The organism is Parapedobacter indicus, from assembly GCF_900113765.1.
In the GTDB taxonomy this organism is placed as follows: Bacteria; Bacteroidota; Bacteroidia; order Sphingobacteriales; family Sphingobacteriaceae; genus Parapedobacter; species Parapedobacter indicus.
Genome location: NZ_FOQO01000008.1, coordinates 189,282 through 205,545, shown reverse-complemented (window position 1 = coordinate 205,545; position 16,264 = coordinate 189,282). Strand labels below are relative to the sequence as shown.

The following is a 16,264-nucleotide window of genomic DNA, read 5'->3' as shown; positions in this document are numbered from 1 at the left end:
TTTTACATTTTTTAACAACCTTTAGTTAATAAGGTTATAAACCCGTACATAGTCCACTTCCATCCGGGCCGGAAAAGAAGTTTCATCAACACCCTGTTGGCCACCCCAGTTGCCACCCACCGCGATATTGATGAGCCAGTAGAATTCGTTGTCAAAGGGCCACGTGCGAAACCCCGTCCCCTCATTGGTAAAATCGAAAATCTGTACATCATCTACATATCCGCGTATGTAAGTGGGTGTCCAATCCACGCGGTAAAGATGAAAACCGGTCGTTGCGTCTTCGATTCTTTTTTTTGCTGTCTTTTGTGTTCCGATGGTGTGGTTATAGGCTTCGGTATGCACACTGATGTGCACAACATCGGGATCGTATCCGACGTGTTCTAAGATGTCGATTTCACCTGACGCGGGCCACCCTCCATATTCCCAATTGGTGGGCAGCATCCACACGGCGGGCCAAGTACCCACACCGGATGGCACTTTTGCTTTTGCTTCAAATCTTCCGTAACGAAAGTCTGCTTTTCCACGGCTTACCAGCCTTGCCGATGTGTATGCTGCTCCCTCATAGTCTTCACGAATCGCTGTGACGGTAAGTACACCGCCACCTACACGTACATTTTCCAGACGTTTTTCAGTGTAGTACTGGAGCTCATTGTTGCCCCAGCCGTCTACAGATCCGATGTCATATCCCCATTTCGTCTCATCAGGTAGACCTTCGTAATCAAATTCGTCCGCCCAAGAGGGAGTAGACGCGAAGGTATATTCGGATGATTCAGTTGCCCCCTTGCTGCAAGCGAACGTCAGTAATGTCAAAAAAAAGAGATTCATAAACAGGATTGAGAGTCAGTGTCTTTATCTGTCAAACAAAGGTACGGATTATTGCATTATATAAGCATTTTGACTAAGTTTGTCTCAGATACACTAAAGCAAACAGATCGCATGACTCAATATGCAGGCAGATTGATATTGGGTTTGTTGGTGTTGTCGTCTATGGCGGTAATGCCTGCCCTTGCTCAAGAACGGATATCCCTTATTCCCCAGCCCACTACCCTGGAAATCCACGAAGGCGCGTATATATTTCCTTCGGTTGCGTCCGTGTATGCATTCGACGAATTTTTAGATCTCGCTTCGTTGCTCGCCGAACACCCTTATGCACACTTCAGGCCTGTTGAGCGTATTAAATCCCGGAAACGGATACCGGAAAGCGGTATACGGCTCATTCTTGCCCGTGAAGAAGATAAACTTCCTGCGGATGCCTACCGGCTGACGGTGGATACGGGTGGCATTGCGATTACCGCACATCAGTCGGCCGCCATCATCAACGGGATAATGACGTTGATCCAGTTGGCATATACCCAGCCCGATGGTCGGATATTACCTGCTATGTTCATTGAAGATAGGCCCCGTTTTACGTATCGCGGACTTCATCTCGATGTTTCAAGACACTTTTATCCGCTGTCTTTCCTGAAAAAATTCATCGACTTGATGGCGCTCTATAAGTTCAATACGTTTCATTGGCACCTTACGGACGGTGCGGGTTGGCGACTGGAGATTAAACAATATCCCGAACTTACGCAAAAGAGCGCTTGGCGCACGCATGTCAATTGGAAAGATTGGTGGCAGAATGGGCGGAGGTATTTGAATGAAGGAAATCCCAATGCAAGCGGTGGATATTATACGCAGAATGAGGCTCGGGAGTTGGTGGCCTATGCGGCACGAAAAGGAATTACGATCATTCCGGAAATCGAAATGCCGGGGCATTCCGATGAAGTGCTGGCTGTCTATCCAGCCTTATCCTGTTCAGGACAGCCTTATCAACATGCCGAATTTTGTATCGGTAACGAGGAAACGTTTGCGTTTCTGACTAATGTATTGAATGAGGTGATCGCTATTTTTCCTTCGAAATATATCCACATCGGAGGAGATGAAGCAAGTAAAGAATCTTGGAAAACCTGTCCGAAGTGCCAAGCATTGATGGAAAAAGAAGGTTTCAAGACTGTGGACGAATTACAGCCTTATGCGGTAAAACGTATTGAAGCGTTTCTGCAGTCGAAAGGAAGGAAGCTGATTGGTTGGGATGAGCTATTGGAAGGCGGACTTTCTGCCGGCGCAACGGTGATGAGCTGGCGTGGCGAAGATGGCGGGGTTCAAGCGGCTAATGCGGGGCATGATGTGGTCATGACTCCCAATTCACATCTTTATTTTGATTATTATCAAAGTGATCCACGGACGCAACCCGAGGCGATCGGTGGTTACATTCCCTTGCGCAAGGTGTACGAATACGAACCGGTTCCGGCGGAGGTTGCGGCAGAAAAGGCGAAGCACATTTTGGGCGCGCAGGGTAATATCTGGACGGAATACATGCCAACATCGGAGCAGGTAGAGTACATGGCCTTTCCGCGTGCATTGGCACTGGCGGAGGTGGTTTGGTCCAACCCGAAACAACGCGATTGGGCGGATTTTTACGAACGACTGCAACAGCACTACGGCCTCTTGCAAAAACTTCATGTCAATTATTATCGACCCTCATACGGGGTGAATATTGCGATCCGTTTTAATCCGGATACGCTGACGAATACGGTTTCCATGTCTACCGAACAATATGGAACGGGTATCCGGTATACAACCGACGGTAATGAGCCGGATGCAAAATCGGCGTGGTATACCGAGCCGATCGAACTGTCTATGGCGGCTACTGTCAAGGCTGCGTTTTTTGTGGATTCGGGTCGCGTCGGACCGGTGGCAGTGGCCAGGGCCGATGTCCATAAAGCCATCGGTAAAGCCGTTTCCTATCAAACACCTTGGGACACCTATGCGGCTGAAGAAGCACGTACGTTGGTAAACGGCAGTAAAGGAGGGCGGCAGGCCGACGATGGCCAATGGCAGGGATTCCGGAATAACGTGGATGTGACGGTTGATTTTGAGCGGCGGGAGGAATTACACCGTGTAGCGATTCGTTTCCTGCAAGACCATTCGGTGAAGGCTTATCTTCCCGGAGAGGTAAAAGTGTTGCTGTCAGACAATGGCAAAAATTTCCGCGAGGCAGGTACGGTGACTAATGACCTATCGCCAGCGGAGCGTTTCCGTGTGGCTAAAACCTTTGAAATCCATTTTGATACCCCACAGACAGGCCGCTACCTCCGTATTGTGGCTACCAACGTACAGCACGAACTGTTACTCACAGATGAGGTAGTGGTGTATTAGTAAATGCCGGTTAGGTCAAACAGTCTTTTTGCCGTGTGCCGATTTATTCGGCATTCAACTCAATTAAAATCACGGCTGCCTATCTGAGACTTACGTTGCTTGCTCATGTAACATTTTTGTTTTAGTGGAAAATTCTTGATATTAGACCTGAAATTAACGCACGCATTGTGGTCGAACACTCCCAAATAGACGAAAGCAATCTGGTAACCCAGTTACAGGAAGGAGATCGTGTGGCTTTCAGAATGGTCTTCGAGCGTTTTTATACGCGGCTGTGTGTATTTGCAGATCGGTACGTAAATGACCGGGAAGCGAGTAAAGATATTGTCAATGAAGTATTCATCAAATTCTGGAAGGCGTCGAAGCAGTTCCAGCACATAGACCATGTGCTCGCCAGCCTTTACCTTGCTACTAAGCATACCGCATTGAATCACCAGCAGGCTGTTGTCAGGTCCATGAAGCGGAACTTTATCTATCAGATGGACGTGGGCGAAGAAGACACCTTTTACCTGGCGGAAATCACGAGCACCGAAATGTTCAATGAACTGCATGAGGCGATTTCCAAGTTGCCTGAAAAAGCAGGAAGAATCATCCGTGAGACCTATCTGGAAGGCAAATCTAACCAAGAAGTTGCCGATGAAATGGGGATCAGCCTGCAGACCTTGCGCAATCAAAAAAGCCGTGCATTAGCTATTTTGCGCAGCCGGCTCAGCAAAGACACTTTCGAACTGCTTATTGCCGGTGCCTTTGTGATCCATTTTTTTCAACGTTAACTTTTTTTTTCAGACCCTTTGGTACAAATCCGATTCGGCGCTGTATAGCATATAACGACGAATAGTAGATGGACCTTAACAGGGAAAACACCTCGATAATCATTGGGCGGATCATCGCCCGCTCAATCGGCGGCACAATTACGCCCGCTGAACAAGCGGTGCTTGACGATTGGCTGCAGGACGATAGGCATCGGCAGATATATAGGACCATCTGCAAGAGCCAGTCCATTAACGACTCGTTGTCGAAGTTCGAAGAGTTTGACGTAAACGAAGGCTATCAGCGATTCCAGGCATCCATTGGTAAAAAAAACCGCATTAAGTATCGAATGTGGATGGCCACCGCTGCCGCCGTCATGGTGTTTTTAGCTGTGTCGGTGACGATCTATGTGGTTACTCGAAAAGAGGGCCAACCCATCAAATTGGCATCGACCCACCGCACCGATATTGCGCCCGGCGGCAATCGTGCTACGCTTACGCTGGCCGACGGCCGCACCATCACCTTGGACGAAGCCCGAGACGGCATTGTTATCGGAAGCGGAGCGATAACCTACCGCGACGGAAATCCACTCGCTGAAGTAACAGGAAATGGAGAGGATCGGGGAGCGACGACTTTTTTGGAATTGAGTACCCCTAAAGGGGGCACGTATCAGATTACGTTGTCGGATGGCACGCAGGTATGGCTAAATGCCGGATCTACACTGAAGTACCCACCTCGTTTTTCCGATGCTGAACGTACCGTCGAGCTCACTGGTGAGGCTTATTTTTCGGTTGTTAAGGATACGAAAAAGCCATTTAAGGTGGTCAGTGCCGGGCAAGAGATCCAGGTATTGGGAACGGAGTTTAATGTTTCGGCTTATCCGGATGACCCCGAAATCAAAACGACATTGGTGGAAGGAAAGGTCCGCCTGTCTCTGGCCGGGGAATTAAGCGGAGCAGCGGTCGAAAATGATAAGTACGTAGAACTTGTTCCCGGCGAGCAGGGAATCATCAGCGGCGAAAACCTAACCAAAGCCAACGTCGACACCGAACCCTACACCGCGTGGAAAGCCGGTTATTTCTATTTCAAGAAAACACCGGTTGAAGAAATCCTCCGGCAGGCGGCGAGGTGGTATGATGTGGAGGTGGTATATCAAGATGGCGTACCCTATGAGACATTCAGTGGTGATATCAAGCGCGATGTTTCGTTGCGTGGGTTACTTGATATTTTGCAACACTCTACGATTAATGTCTCGTTGAAGGAAAGCACATTGATCGTACGGAAATGATTATTTGAGGAGTAACAAACAACCAATTATTAATTTAACACGATAATTATGAGAAAAACCAAAACTTAAGATCAAAAATGAACAGGGAAAGTGCGGCAAACACTCCCCCCGAAGTTCAGACAATACAAACAACCGAGAGTTAAATCAGTTTTTTAGACTATCTAAACGCACAAACGTAATGATAAATTATGATTTTTCCCCTATGGGGAGGAAAAAGGTACCGATTTGCGGTACTGGCCAATTATTTCGGATTATGAAGTTGACATCCTTGCTGCTCGTTGTCCTTTGCATGCACCTCAGTGGTGCTACACGCTCGCAGACGGTCAGTCTGGATGCCAGGAACCAGCCGCTCAGCAACGTGCTCCGAACCATAAAAAAGCAGACGAATCTGGCTGTGGTGTACAACGACCGTTTTGTAAACCCCGATCGAAAAGTTTCCATACACGTTGAAAAGAAATCGTTGACGGACGCGTTGGAATCCTTATTAAAGCCATTGGCACTTACCTATTATATTACGGAAAATACAATTGTGATTTCAGCGCTCAGTGGCAAAAACAACCGCGAGTCGGCCGATTCGGACCGCTTGTCAGAAATGCTGCAACGGACGATCACCGGGCGGGTTACGGATGAAGAGGGGAATCCACTGGCGGGGGTTACGGTAACGGTAAAGGGAACTTTTTCTGCCGTCACTACGGATGCAGACGGAGATTATCGTTTAAGTATTGAGGGAAATCAAACCGCGTTGGTATTTACAGCCATCGGGTATGAAGCGGTTGAATCGCCCATTGGAAGTCAAAGCGTCGTCAACGCCGTGTTGAAAATTTCTGTGAGTGGCATCGATGAGGTCGTTGTTGTGGGCTATGGAACGCAGAAGCGATCAAACCTTACGGGTTCCGTATCCAATGTTTCTGTGCCGCAGATGGAAAAGCGTTCCGTTGCGCAAACTTCATTGGCGCTGCAGGGCCTGGTACCCGGTATCAGTGTAACGCAACGCAGCGGCAAGCCCGGAGGCGATGCCGGTATCATCAGCGTCCGCGGTAAGACCACGCTCGGGAATAATGATGTACTGGTACTGATTGACGGTGTCGAGGCAAACATCAATTCCATTGATCCGAAAAGTATTGAATCGATTTCGGTGCTTAAAGACGCGGCTTCGGCAGCTATTTATGGTAACCGCGCTGCAAATGGGGTCATCCTGATTACGACAAAACGGGCAGAAGACGGCAAGGCGTACATATCATTCAATAGCTATGTGTCTAAAGGTGTTCCTACGAATGTGCCTGAATATGTAGGCGCGATTGACTTTATGAAGTATATTTCCATTGCGAAGCGCGCCGTGGGGATGACACCGGAATATTCCGAGGAATTCATCAAGGAATATGAAGAGGGGATCGCCAGAAATGACCCGAATTATCCCGATGTGGACTGGTTTGATGCTACTGCGACAAACAACGGCTTACTGCAAAATCACTTTGTTACGGTAAGTTTGGGCACGGAGCGGCTCAAGTCGCTGACCCAGGCAGGCTATCTTTCACAAAATGGCATTACGGAGAATACAAATTTTAAACGATACACACTGCGGTCGAATAACGATTACAGGGTATCTTCAAAGTTTTCACTCCGCTCGGATATAGCGCTGGTTTATTCCGATGCTAAGGAACCGTCTAAGTTAGGTACCGGCTACAACTTCGTAGGTCGTATCCCCGCTAACCAGGCGGCTTATCTGGCAGACGGACGCTACGGTCCGGGATGGCAGGGGGTTAATCCCGTCGCCTATTACAAAGACGGAGGAACGATTACCAATACCGCACCTTCGGGCATCATGAACTTCACCGCGACGTTCAAGCCGGTGGAGGATCTCGAACTACAGGGGCAGTATGCGCTTAACTACTGGGAAGGGCACAATACCAATTGGGACAAACGCGTACAGTTATACCTCAACGATGGTACCCCCGACCCGCAAACGATGGCGAAATCAATGCTTACGGAAACGACGAACCGCAGCCTGCGCAGCATGTTGGTGGGACGTGCCACGTACAGCAAGTCTTTTCAAGATAAACACAACTTTAAGTTGATGGCCGGGTATCAGCAGGAAACTTTCTGGAACAAATGGCACTCGGGCTACCGCGAAGTATTCAATTTCCCCGATTATCCGGTTTTGGGCGCAGGCGGTCAGGAAAACCAACGATCAAACGGTTCTGCTTCGGACTATGCCTTGCAGGCGGTTTTCGGGCGTCTCAATTACGATTACCAAGGTAAATACCTGTTTGAAGCCAACCTGCGCTATGATGGCTCGTCCCGTTTTGCACCGGGCTACAGGTGGGGTCTTTTCCCTTCGGTCTCGGCGGGCTGGCGTGTCAGCGAAGAGGCGTTCTGGGACAATCTGAGGGATGTGGCCAATAACCTGAAAATTAGAGGATCGTGGGGCCAGCTGGGAAATCAGAATACCCTGAACGGATACTATCCGGCTCAGTCAACGGTCAATATAAACACGAATTATATTTTCGACAAGAACATCACTTCAGGCGCTGCACTCACCACAATGGCAAATTCAATAATAAGCTGGGAAACCACTACGATGAGCAACATCGGTTTGGAATTCGGTTTATTCAGAAAGCTGGAGTTTACAGCTGATTACTACCACAGAGTAACCGATGACATCCTGCTGAATCTTGGAATTCCGTTGATCATCGGGCAGTCGGCGCCTGCCCAAAATGCGGGAAAACTCGAAAACAGGGGCTGGGAATTAGGTACGACCTATAACGATCGTTTTGGTGACTTCAATTTCAGCGCCATGTTCAATATCTCAGATGTCAAGAATAAAATTCTTGATTTGAAGGGTATTAACGAGACCGGCCTGACTGTCAACCGAGAGGGATACCCGATGTATTCGCTTTATGGTTATGAGGCCGAGGGCTATATCGTTCCCGAAGACTACGATGCTGACGGGAATTATAATGGTGCCACCCAGATCGGTAATTTCGGTCCCGGCGATATTAAGTACAAAGATCAGTTAACAATTGATACCGATGGCGATGGTGTCTTCGACGCAGCCGACGGAGTGATCAATACCTCTGACCGGATCATCATGGGCAATACCATCCCGCGTTACACATTTGGACTGAATCTATTTGCCGAATATAAAGGATTTGACCTGAACCTCCTGTTTCAGGGAGTGGGCAAGGCTGATGGTTATGTATGGGGGCACTCAATCGGCTCGTTTTATGAAGGCGGATCGATGCCTGAAATCGGGAAAGACTACTGGACACCCGAGAATCGGGACGCCCAATTCCCACGATTGGCTTTCAACAACAGTAATAATCAGCAAAACTCATCTTTTTGGGTGAAAGATGCTTCCTATGTGCGCCTGAAGAATCTTCAGGTGGGATATACCATTCCGCAAACACTTACATCTAGAATCGGTATTTCCAACTTAAGAGTGTATGTAAGCACCGATAATGTGTTTACCGCCACAAAATTCTGGAAATATTTTGATGTGGAGGCCCCGGTGTTATCGGGTTATAGTAATTTTTATCCCCTTATGCGCACCACGACCATCGGACTTGATGTAAGGTTTTAATTTTTAAAGGATTGATTTTATGAAGAAGCTTATATATTCAGTAGCAACCATTTTGTTGTTTGCGCAGTGTAGTGAATTCCTGGATAAAGCCCCCCTGGATTCCCCGTCGGATAAGACGTTTTTGGCAAACGAAACGGAAATTGAGATGGCTGTCGTTGGCTGTTACACCGATCTTTGGACCGATTGGGAAGGAATGCCTTTCTTCCTGGCGTTTGAGGAATTGTCAGACAACGGATGGGACCGCAATACGAACGATGTACAGCGATTGTCGCAGGGGGCCAACGATGCCCAAAGCTCGTTTGTTCAAACGGTTTGGAGAACATGTTACAGCGGTATCAGCCGATGCAATTACCTGATCAATAACCTCGCGAAGGTAGAAGGCACGGTAAGTGCCGACGTATTGTCTCAGGCAAAAGCGGAAGCACAGTTTTTACGGGCGTACTATTATTCCTATTTGGTTGATTTATATGGCGATGTGCCGCTGGTGCTTGAAACATTGACGCTCGAGAATGCGCAAATCCCCCGTTCGTCCAAAGAAGAGGTGCTGAACCAGATATTCAAGGATTATGACGAAGCTGCCGCCGTACTCGGTACGACGGACAAACCGACTTCAGGACGCGCTACCCGGCAGGCAGCCTTGGCGCTAAAAGCGAGAACTGCGTTATACAGCGAGAAGTGGGATGTAGCCATTGCGGCCGCCTCGGAAGTCATGAAAATGGAAGGGTCTGAAGTGATGCTCGATCCAAGTTTTCCAAACCTGTTTACGTACGAAGGACAAGACTCGAAAGAAATTCTTTTTTCGATCCAATATTTGTTCGGTTTTAAAGTCCATCCGATTTTCAGGCTTTTTGGCGGAAGAAACGGTGGCGGTCACGCCAACAAAATTCCCTCCTATCAGTTAGTCGATTCGTACGGATGTATAGACGGGCTCCCTATTGACGAGTCGCCTTTGTATGATCCGGCCAAACCTTGGGACAACCGCGATCCGCGTTTAGCATGGACACTTGCGCTGCCTTCATCGGGCTATTCCGACTGGCAAAATGAACCAGGCTGTATTTTCCAGGGTTTTCAATTCGAAACGCACCGAGACAGTGTGAAATGCTGGAACTATCACACGCCAACCCCTTCGCGAGTAGATAACCAGGATGCGTTGAATGCCTACGCATCGTTCAGTGGTATAAACTGGCGTAAATATGTGAATGATAAGAACTACGGAGACGTCAATAACTGCGACAATAACATCATTGTGATCCGTTATGCTGAGGTATTGCTGATTTATGCGGAGGCTAAGGTGAGAGCAGGTCAAACCGACGCTTCTGTCTATACCGCGCTGAACAAGGTCCGCTCGCGTGTGGGAATGCCAAACATTGAAGAGACTGGCGACGAACTGCTTTATGCCATTGCGCGCGAACGCCGTCACGAGCTGTCCGGAGAAGGTCAGCGGCTTTCCGATATCCGTCGCTGGAAAATTGCCGAAGACGTAATGAACGGCTTTATACTCGGAAGGATGCAGAAGTCTTATCCTACCAAAGCACCCGTCATCGACGAATGGGGTACGCCCGATTACGCCGCTGCCGGCATTCCGATTGCTTCGGATGTGAACGATCCCAATACGTCCATGCGTACAGTCGATAGACGTATTTTTAATCCCAACAAGGATTATCTTTGGCCCATTCCTTATATCGAAAGGCAGACAAATCCGAGTTTGACACAAAACCCCAACTGGGAATAACAAATACGTAGCTATGATTTCAAAAAGAATTATCCAGTCGCTGGCTTTAAGCCTGGCTTTATTGATCCTGAATCATTCCCCGACATCCGGGAAAGAAAAAAAATACGATGTGGTTGTTTACGGCGGCACCTCTGCCGGGATCGCTTCAGCCATTCAGGCCTCAAGGATGGGTAAATCGGTCGTGATTATTGAACCGACTCACCGTCTTGGTGGACTGACAACCGGCGGATTAGGGCAAACCGATATTGGAAACAAATTTGTGATTGGAGGGATCTCCCGTGAATTTTATCAAAATATCCGGAAGTATTACGAGGATCCGAAAAATTGGCGTTGGCAAGACCGGGGTGAATACCTGGATGAGGGACAGACGAGAACCGAAAAGGGCGAAGATGCGATGTGGACATTCGAACCTTCCGCTGCCCTAAAGGTCTATGACCAAATGCTTTCCGACGAAAAAGTAGATGTTGTCTACGGTGAACGATTAAACAGGGAGACCGGTATCCGTAAAAAAGGCGACCAAATTGAATCGATTAAAATGGAGAATGGTTCGCAATATACCGGAAAAATGTTTATTGACGCCACCTACGAAGGAGACCTGATGGCCGCTGCGGGAGTCAGCTACGCCGTAGGAAGGGAGTCTAATCGGGAATACGGAGAAACGTTAAACGGTGTGCAAGCCAATCGTATCGGCCGAACACTGAATTGGACGGTTTCCCGGAACGCGTATAATCACAATTTTATTGATCGGGTTGATCCGTATGTCGTGAAAGGAAACCCCGAAAGCGGACTCTTGCCCTATATCTCTGAAGAGCCGCCGGGCGTGGATGGGGATGGTGACCATAAAATACAGGCTTACTGCTTCCGAATGACGCTAACCAACCATCCGGACAACCGGATTCCCTTCAAAAAGCCGGCAAATTACGACGAGCTCAATTATGAATTGCTTTTCAGAAACTATGAGGCAGCACCGGGACCGATTGAGGAGATGTATCCTTATGGCGACAAGCTGGTGCCCTGGATCAATTCACCCATGCCCAATCGTAAGACGGATACCAATAACCAGAAGGGATTCTCCACCGATTTCATCGGACAGAATTACGACTATCCCGAAGCATCGTATGAAGAACGGGAAAGAATTGTCCAAGCGCACAGAGACTATCAACAGGGATTAATGTGGACGCTGGCTTATCATCCCAGAATTCCTAAAAAAGTACGAGACGCTGTGTCAAAGTGGGGTACGTGTAAGGATGAGTACGAGCAGGGAAGCGACGGATGGCAGCAACAACTTTATATCCGTGAAGCAAGGCGTATGATGAGCGACTACGTGATGACCCAGAAAAATTGCGAGCGGAAAGACGTTGTGGAGGACCCAGTGGGGATGGGCGCATACGGGATGGACTCACACCACATACAACGTTACGTAGACGTGAACGGGTTTGTGCAGAACGAGGGAAATGTGGAAGCACATGGCCATCGTCCCTACCCGATCAGCTACAAGTCAATCGTTCCCAAGAAAAAGGAATGTGGAAATCTACTTGTTCCGGTTTGTGTAAGTGCTACGCATATCGCTTTCGGCTCCATCCGTATGGAACCGGTGTTTATGGTATTGGGACAGTCGGCAGCTACCGTTGCCTGTCAGGCTATCGATGAAGGAGTGGCCGTACAGGATGTCGATTACGCAACGTTAAAAAACACATTGTTAAAAGACAAACAGGTACTGGAGATTCAGATTGATAACTAAAAGGCTCATTTGACGCAACGAAACCTGCATTTTTTTCGCCTAACGCATAGGATGATGAAAATGCAGGTTTGATCAGTTCATAAATTTAAGATAAAACGATAATATGAAACGAACACCAAAATCACTTTTGCTTCTGCTGGTTATTGCTTTTTCTTTTTTTTCCTGCAGCAGGGATGGCGCAGTTGAAGCAGACGTAATTATTTACGGTGGCACCTCAGCTGCGGTCACGGCGGCGGTACAGGCGAAGAAATCGGGTAAATCCGTTATTGTGGTGTCACCGGATAAACACCTTGGCGGCCTCTCATCGGGTGGTCTGGGTTTTACCGACACGGGCAATAAATCGGTCATCGGCGGCTTGGCACGCGACTTTTACCACCGTGTTTACCTGCATTACGAGGACAGTGCCGCCTGGCAGTGGCAAAAACATTCCGAATACGGCAATAAAGGCCAGGGAACACCCGCCATGGATGGCAATGCGCGTACCATGTGGATTTTTGAACCGCATGTCGCCGAACAGGTGTTCGAGGATTATGTGAAGGAATTTGAACTGGACGTCCGGCGGGATGAGTGGCTGGACCGTGAAAAGGGTGTGGCCAAAGAAGGAGACCGGATCGTTTCGATCACCACATTAAGCGGGAAGACCTACAAAGGGAAGATGTTTATCGATGCTACCTACGAAGGTGACCTGATGGCCGCAGCCGGGGTGAGTTACCATGTAGGCCGTGAGGCCAACCGTGTGTATGATGAAAAGTGGAACGGGGTGCAGACCGGTGTGCTGCACCACGGCCATTGGTTCAATAGCGATATCAGTCCGTACAAAGTGCCTGGCGACAGCACCAGCGGTTTGTTGTACGGCGTTTCGGGGGAAGACCCGGGTACATACGGCGAGGGCGATCACCGCCTGCAGGCCTACTGCTTCCGGATGTGCCTGAGCAATCATCCGGACAACCGGGTGGCTTTTCCGAAACCGGATAATTACAACGCCGAAAACTATGAGCTGCTTGCCCGTGTGTTCGCATCGGGATGGCGGGAGACGTTTCGTAAGTTTGACCCGATTCCTAACCGGAAAACAGACACCAACAACCACGGCCCGTTCAGTACGGACTTTATCGGGATGAATTATGACTACCCGGAGGCGAGCTACGAAAGGCGCCAGGAGATCATCAGGGAGCATACCGACTACCAACAGGGATTGATGTACTTCCTGGCGAATGATCCGCAGGTGCCCGAAGAGGTGCGGAGTGAAATGGCGCAATGGGGACTGGCGGCAGACGAGTTCACAGACAACGGCAACTGGCCGCATCAGCTGTACATACGGGAAGCGCGTCGCATGGTTGGACAGTATGTGATGACCGAGCACGATACATTCAGTGAACGGGAAATCACTGATCCGGTGGGGATGGGATCTTACACGCTTGATTCACACAATGTACAACGCTATGTGAAACCGGATGGATTTGTACAGAATGAAGGCGATATTGGTGTTTCTACCAAGAACGGTCCTTATAAAATTTCATACGGCTCGATTATACCTAAGCGGGAAGAGTGTGCCAATTTGCTGGTGCCGGTATGCCTGTCAAGTTCGCACATTGCTTTCGGTAGCATCCGTATGGAGCCTGTGTTTATGATTTTGGGTCAGAGTGCGGCATTGGCGGCGTCACTGGCAATTGACAACGAGACGGGTGTTCAGGACGTGACGTACGAAGATTTGTTGAAGGTGTTAGAAGAAGAGAAACAGGTATTGTCTACCCCCGCTGTCGAAAAGAATTAAACTGAATTGGAAAAATAGTAACCGCGCATATCGCCAATCAGAAAACAGTGGTAGGATTGATCGCTTGCGACATAATCCTGCCACTGTTTGTGTTTTATCACAGGTTAACGGGTTGCTTTTTATCAATTAATTTACCTAAGTTTGCAAGTAAGGATAACTAATCAAAGATAGGCATAGCCGATATCCAATACTCCTAAGGTTCTCATCTCTTGCTAACGGGAGAAATTATGGATCAAAGCTATCTAAATAGTCAGGCTACCTCCGATAAAGCGCTTGTTTTGCACATCCAGCAAGGCAACGGGGAGGCTTTTACCCAATTTTATGAGCGACACTACAACCGCATGTACCTTTCTGCGTATCATTTGCTGCGTGATGAAGAAGACGCGCAGGATGCGGTTCAGGAACTCTTTTCCGATGTTTGGCAACGCCCAGACTGTATTAATGTTTCGGGTAATATAAAAGGGTATCTTTATACGGTACTGCGTAACCGGATCTTGACTGCGATGAGCCGGAGCAAGTACTTCGACGAATACATTAATTCCTTTGCAGCGTTTGAGCAGCAAAGCACGGAAGCTACAGAGGAAACCGTACTTGCACGCGAATTGGAGCAACTTCTGGAGGAAAAAATCAACCAATTGCCACCTAAAATGCGGGAGGTTTACGAACTTTCCTGGCACGATCACCTGAGCAATAAGGAAATTGCTGAACGCATGTCTATCAGCGAAGGGACGGTAAAACAGCATAAGCATCAGGCGGTTCGTATTTTGCGCGGAAAACTCCAACGGTTGGTTTCTTTATTGTTTTTCTAAAAAAAAATTTTTCGACTATAACCTTTGCCTTTTCCATCAGTATTGTATATAAAGGGATGAGAACCTTTAGTGCCCAATTGTAAATTATGCAGGATCGCGAAGAAATCAGACAATTATTTGAACGGTATCGACAGGGGAAATGTACGCCTGATGAACAAGCGCAATTGAATGCTTGGTTCAATCGATATGCCAGTCAAGAAGCCCACGGGCTGGATGAATTACAAAAGGCCTACGAGACTGACCAAGCAGTTTTGCGTCGGAGAGGGTTTATGTGGTTGCCTTATGCAGCGGCAGTGATTGCCATGGTTGCATTAGTGGGAGCGTGGTTGTTGTTAGACAGCAAAAAGCAAACAAGTGGCGCTGAGGTTATCGTAAAAGATGTAGCTCCTGGCGGGAATCGGGCTATGCTTACCCTAGCGGATGGCAGGACAGTTAATCTAAGCGAAGCACAGGAAAAAATAATCGTTGGAGATGAGATTACATACGCCGATGGAAGTGAAGTTGTAGATGTCAGAAATAAGACAACAGATATCCAAGGCAGTGGAAACGGTGATTTCTCATCTAATATCTCACGTATTATGTCTCTAAAAACACCAAAGGGCGGCACCTATCAAATCACTTTACCTGATGGCACGAAGGTTTGGCTAAATGCCGCCTCAATATTGAGGTATCCGGTGCGATTTGAAGGCAATGAACGCATTGTGGAAATTGAAGGCGAAGGATATTTTTCAGTGGTTAGTGATAAAGGAAGGCCATTCAAGATCATCAGTAAGGAGCAGAAAATAGAAGTGCTTGGTACTGAATTCAACATCTCAGCGTATCCGGATGACGACGCGGCGAAAACGACATTAGTAGGTGGCAAAGTAAAGGTTTCCTCGTTATTGCAAGCCGGCACGGAGGAGGTCTTAATTCCGGGTGAACAAGCCATCACCCACGGTGCCGCTATGGATGTACAAACCGTAGATGTAGCCCAATATATTGCGTGGAAAGACGGCAACTTTCATTTTGACAACATCTCGCTCGCTGATTTGATGAAGCAGATTTCGCGATGGTATGACGTTGAAGTCATCTACCGCAATAAAGTGCCACAGGAACGATTTAGTGGGGGAATGTCAAGAGATGTAACACTGCGAACAGTTTTGGAGCTATTACGTATATCGGAGATAAAATACAGAATTGAAAGCAACAAGCTAATAATCGAATAACCAATTGATCTATTGTTTACCTTAAAAATTATGATATGAATAGAAAAAATACAACATAACCCATGGCATGCAAAACATACAGGGAAGACGCATCACCATCCTCCCTGCAATGTTGGATAACGCAATTTAGCGCTAGTTAACGAACAATCAACATTATCCAATCACCGCAAACTTAGGCATTAGAAACATG

General features: G+C 48.0%; 10 protein-coding genes. 9 read left to right on the top strand and 1 reads right to left on the bottom strand.

Going from position 1 to position 16,264, the window contains the following annotated elements:
• Nucleotides 1–21 precede the first annotated feature (21 nt).
• Nucleotides 22–825, bottom strand: coding sequence for a glycoside hydrolase family 16 protein (locus BMZ56_RS16890; RefSeq protein WP_090628688.1), 804 nt, complete (start codon nucleotides 823–825; stop codon nucleotides 22–24).
• 111 nt (nucleotides 826–936) lie between these two features.
• Here BMZ56_RS16890 and BMZ56_RS16885 point away from each other — a divergent pair, with 111 nt between their 5' ends.
• The 9 genes from BMZ56_RS16885 (at nucleotide 937) to BMZ56_RS16845 (ending at nucleotide 16,074) form a co-directional block, all read left to right on the top strand.
• The gene (locus BMZ56_RS16885; RefSeq protein WP_090628686.1) at nucleotides 937–3,201 is read left to right on the top strand and encodes a glycoside hydrolase family 20 protein; all 2,265 of its coding nucleotides are present in this window, start codon (nucleotides 937–939) and stop codon (nucleotides 3,199–3,201) included.
• A 167-nt stretch (nucleotides 3,202–3,368) separates the two neighbouring features.
• A complete protein-coding gene (locus BMZ56_RS16880) occupies nucleotides 3,369–3,971 on the top strand; it encodes an RNA polymerase sigma factor (protein WP_177195186.1) in 603 nt (200 codons plus the stop codon).
• A gap of 68 nt (nucleotides 3,972–4,039) precedes the next feature.
• Nucleotides 4,040–5,236, top strand: coding sequence for a FecR family protein (locus BMZ56_RS16875; protein ID WP_090628683.1), 1,197 nt, complete (start codon nucleotides 4,040–4,042; stop codon nucleotides 5,234–5,236).
• Nucleotides 5,237–5,489: 253 nt separating this feature from the next.
• On the top strand, nucleotides 5,490–8,816 hold the full coding sequence (locus tag BMZ56_RS16870; protein WP_177195185.1) for a TonB-dependent receptor: 3,327 nt from the start codon (nucleotides 5,490–5,492) through the stop codon (nucleotides 8,814–8,816).
• Between the two features lie 19 nt (nucleotides 8,817–8,835).
• Nucleotides 8,836–10,548, top strand: coding sequence for a RagB/SusD family nutrient uptake outer membrane protein (locus tag BMZ56_RS16865; protein WP_090628680.1), 1,713 nt, complete (start codon nucleotides 8,836–8,838; stop codon nucleotides 10,546–10,548).
• 13 nt (nucleotides 10,549–10,561) lie between these two features.
• The gene (locus BMZ56_RS16860) at nucleotides 10,562–12,289 is read left to right on the top strand and encodes an FAD-dependent oxidoreductase (RefSeq protein ID WP_090628678.1); all 1,728 of its coding nucleotides are present in this window, start codon (nucleotides 10,562–10,564) and stop codon (nucleotides 12,287–12,289) included.
• Between the two features lie 103 nt (nucleotides 12,290–12,392).
• The gene (locus tag BMZ56_RS16855; RefSeq protein ID WP_090628677.1) at nucleotides 12,393–14,060 is read left to right on the top strand and encodes an FAD-dependent oxidoreductase; all 1,668 of its coding nucleotides are present in this window, start codon (nucleotides 12,393–12,395) and stop codon (nucleotides 14,058–14,060) included.
• 227 nt (nucleotides 14,061–14,287) lie between these two features.
• Complete coding sequence (locus BMZ56_RS16850; RefSeq protein WP_090628676.1) at nucleotides 14,288–14,869, top strand: RNA polymerase sigma factor; 582 nt, start codon at nucleotides 14,288–14,290, stop codon at nucleotides 14,867–14,869.
• An 86-nt stretch (nucleotides 14,870–14,955) separates the two neighbouring features.
• Complete coding sequence (locus BMZ56_RS16845) at nucleotides 14,956–16,074, top strand: FecR family protein (protein ID WP_090628675.1); 1,119 nt, start codon at nucleotides 14,956–14,958, stop codon at nucleotides 16,072–16,074.
• Nucleotides 16,075–16,264 lie beyond the last annotated feature (190 nt).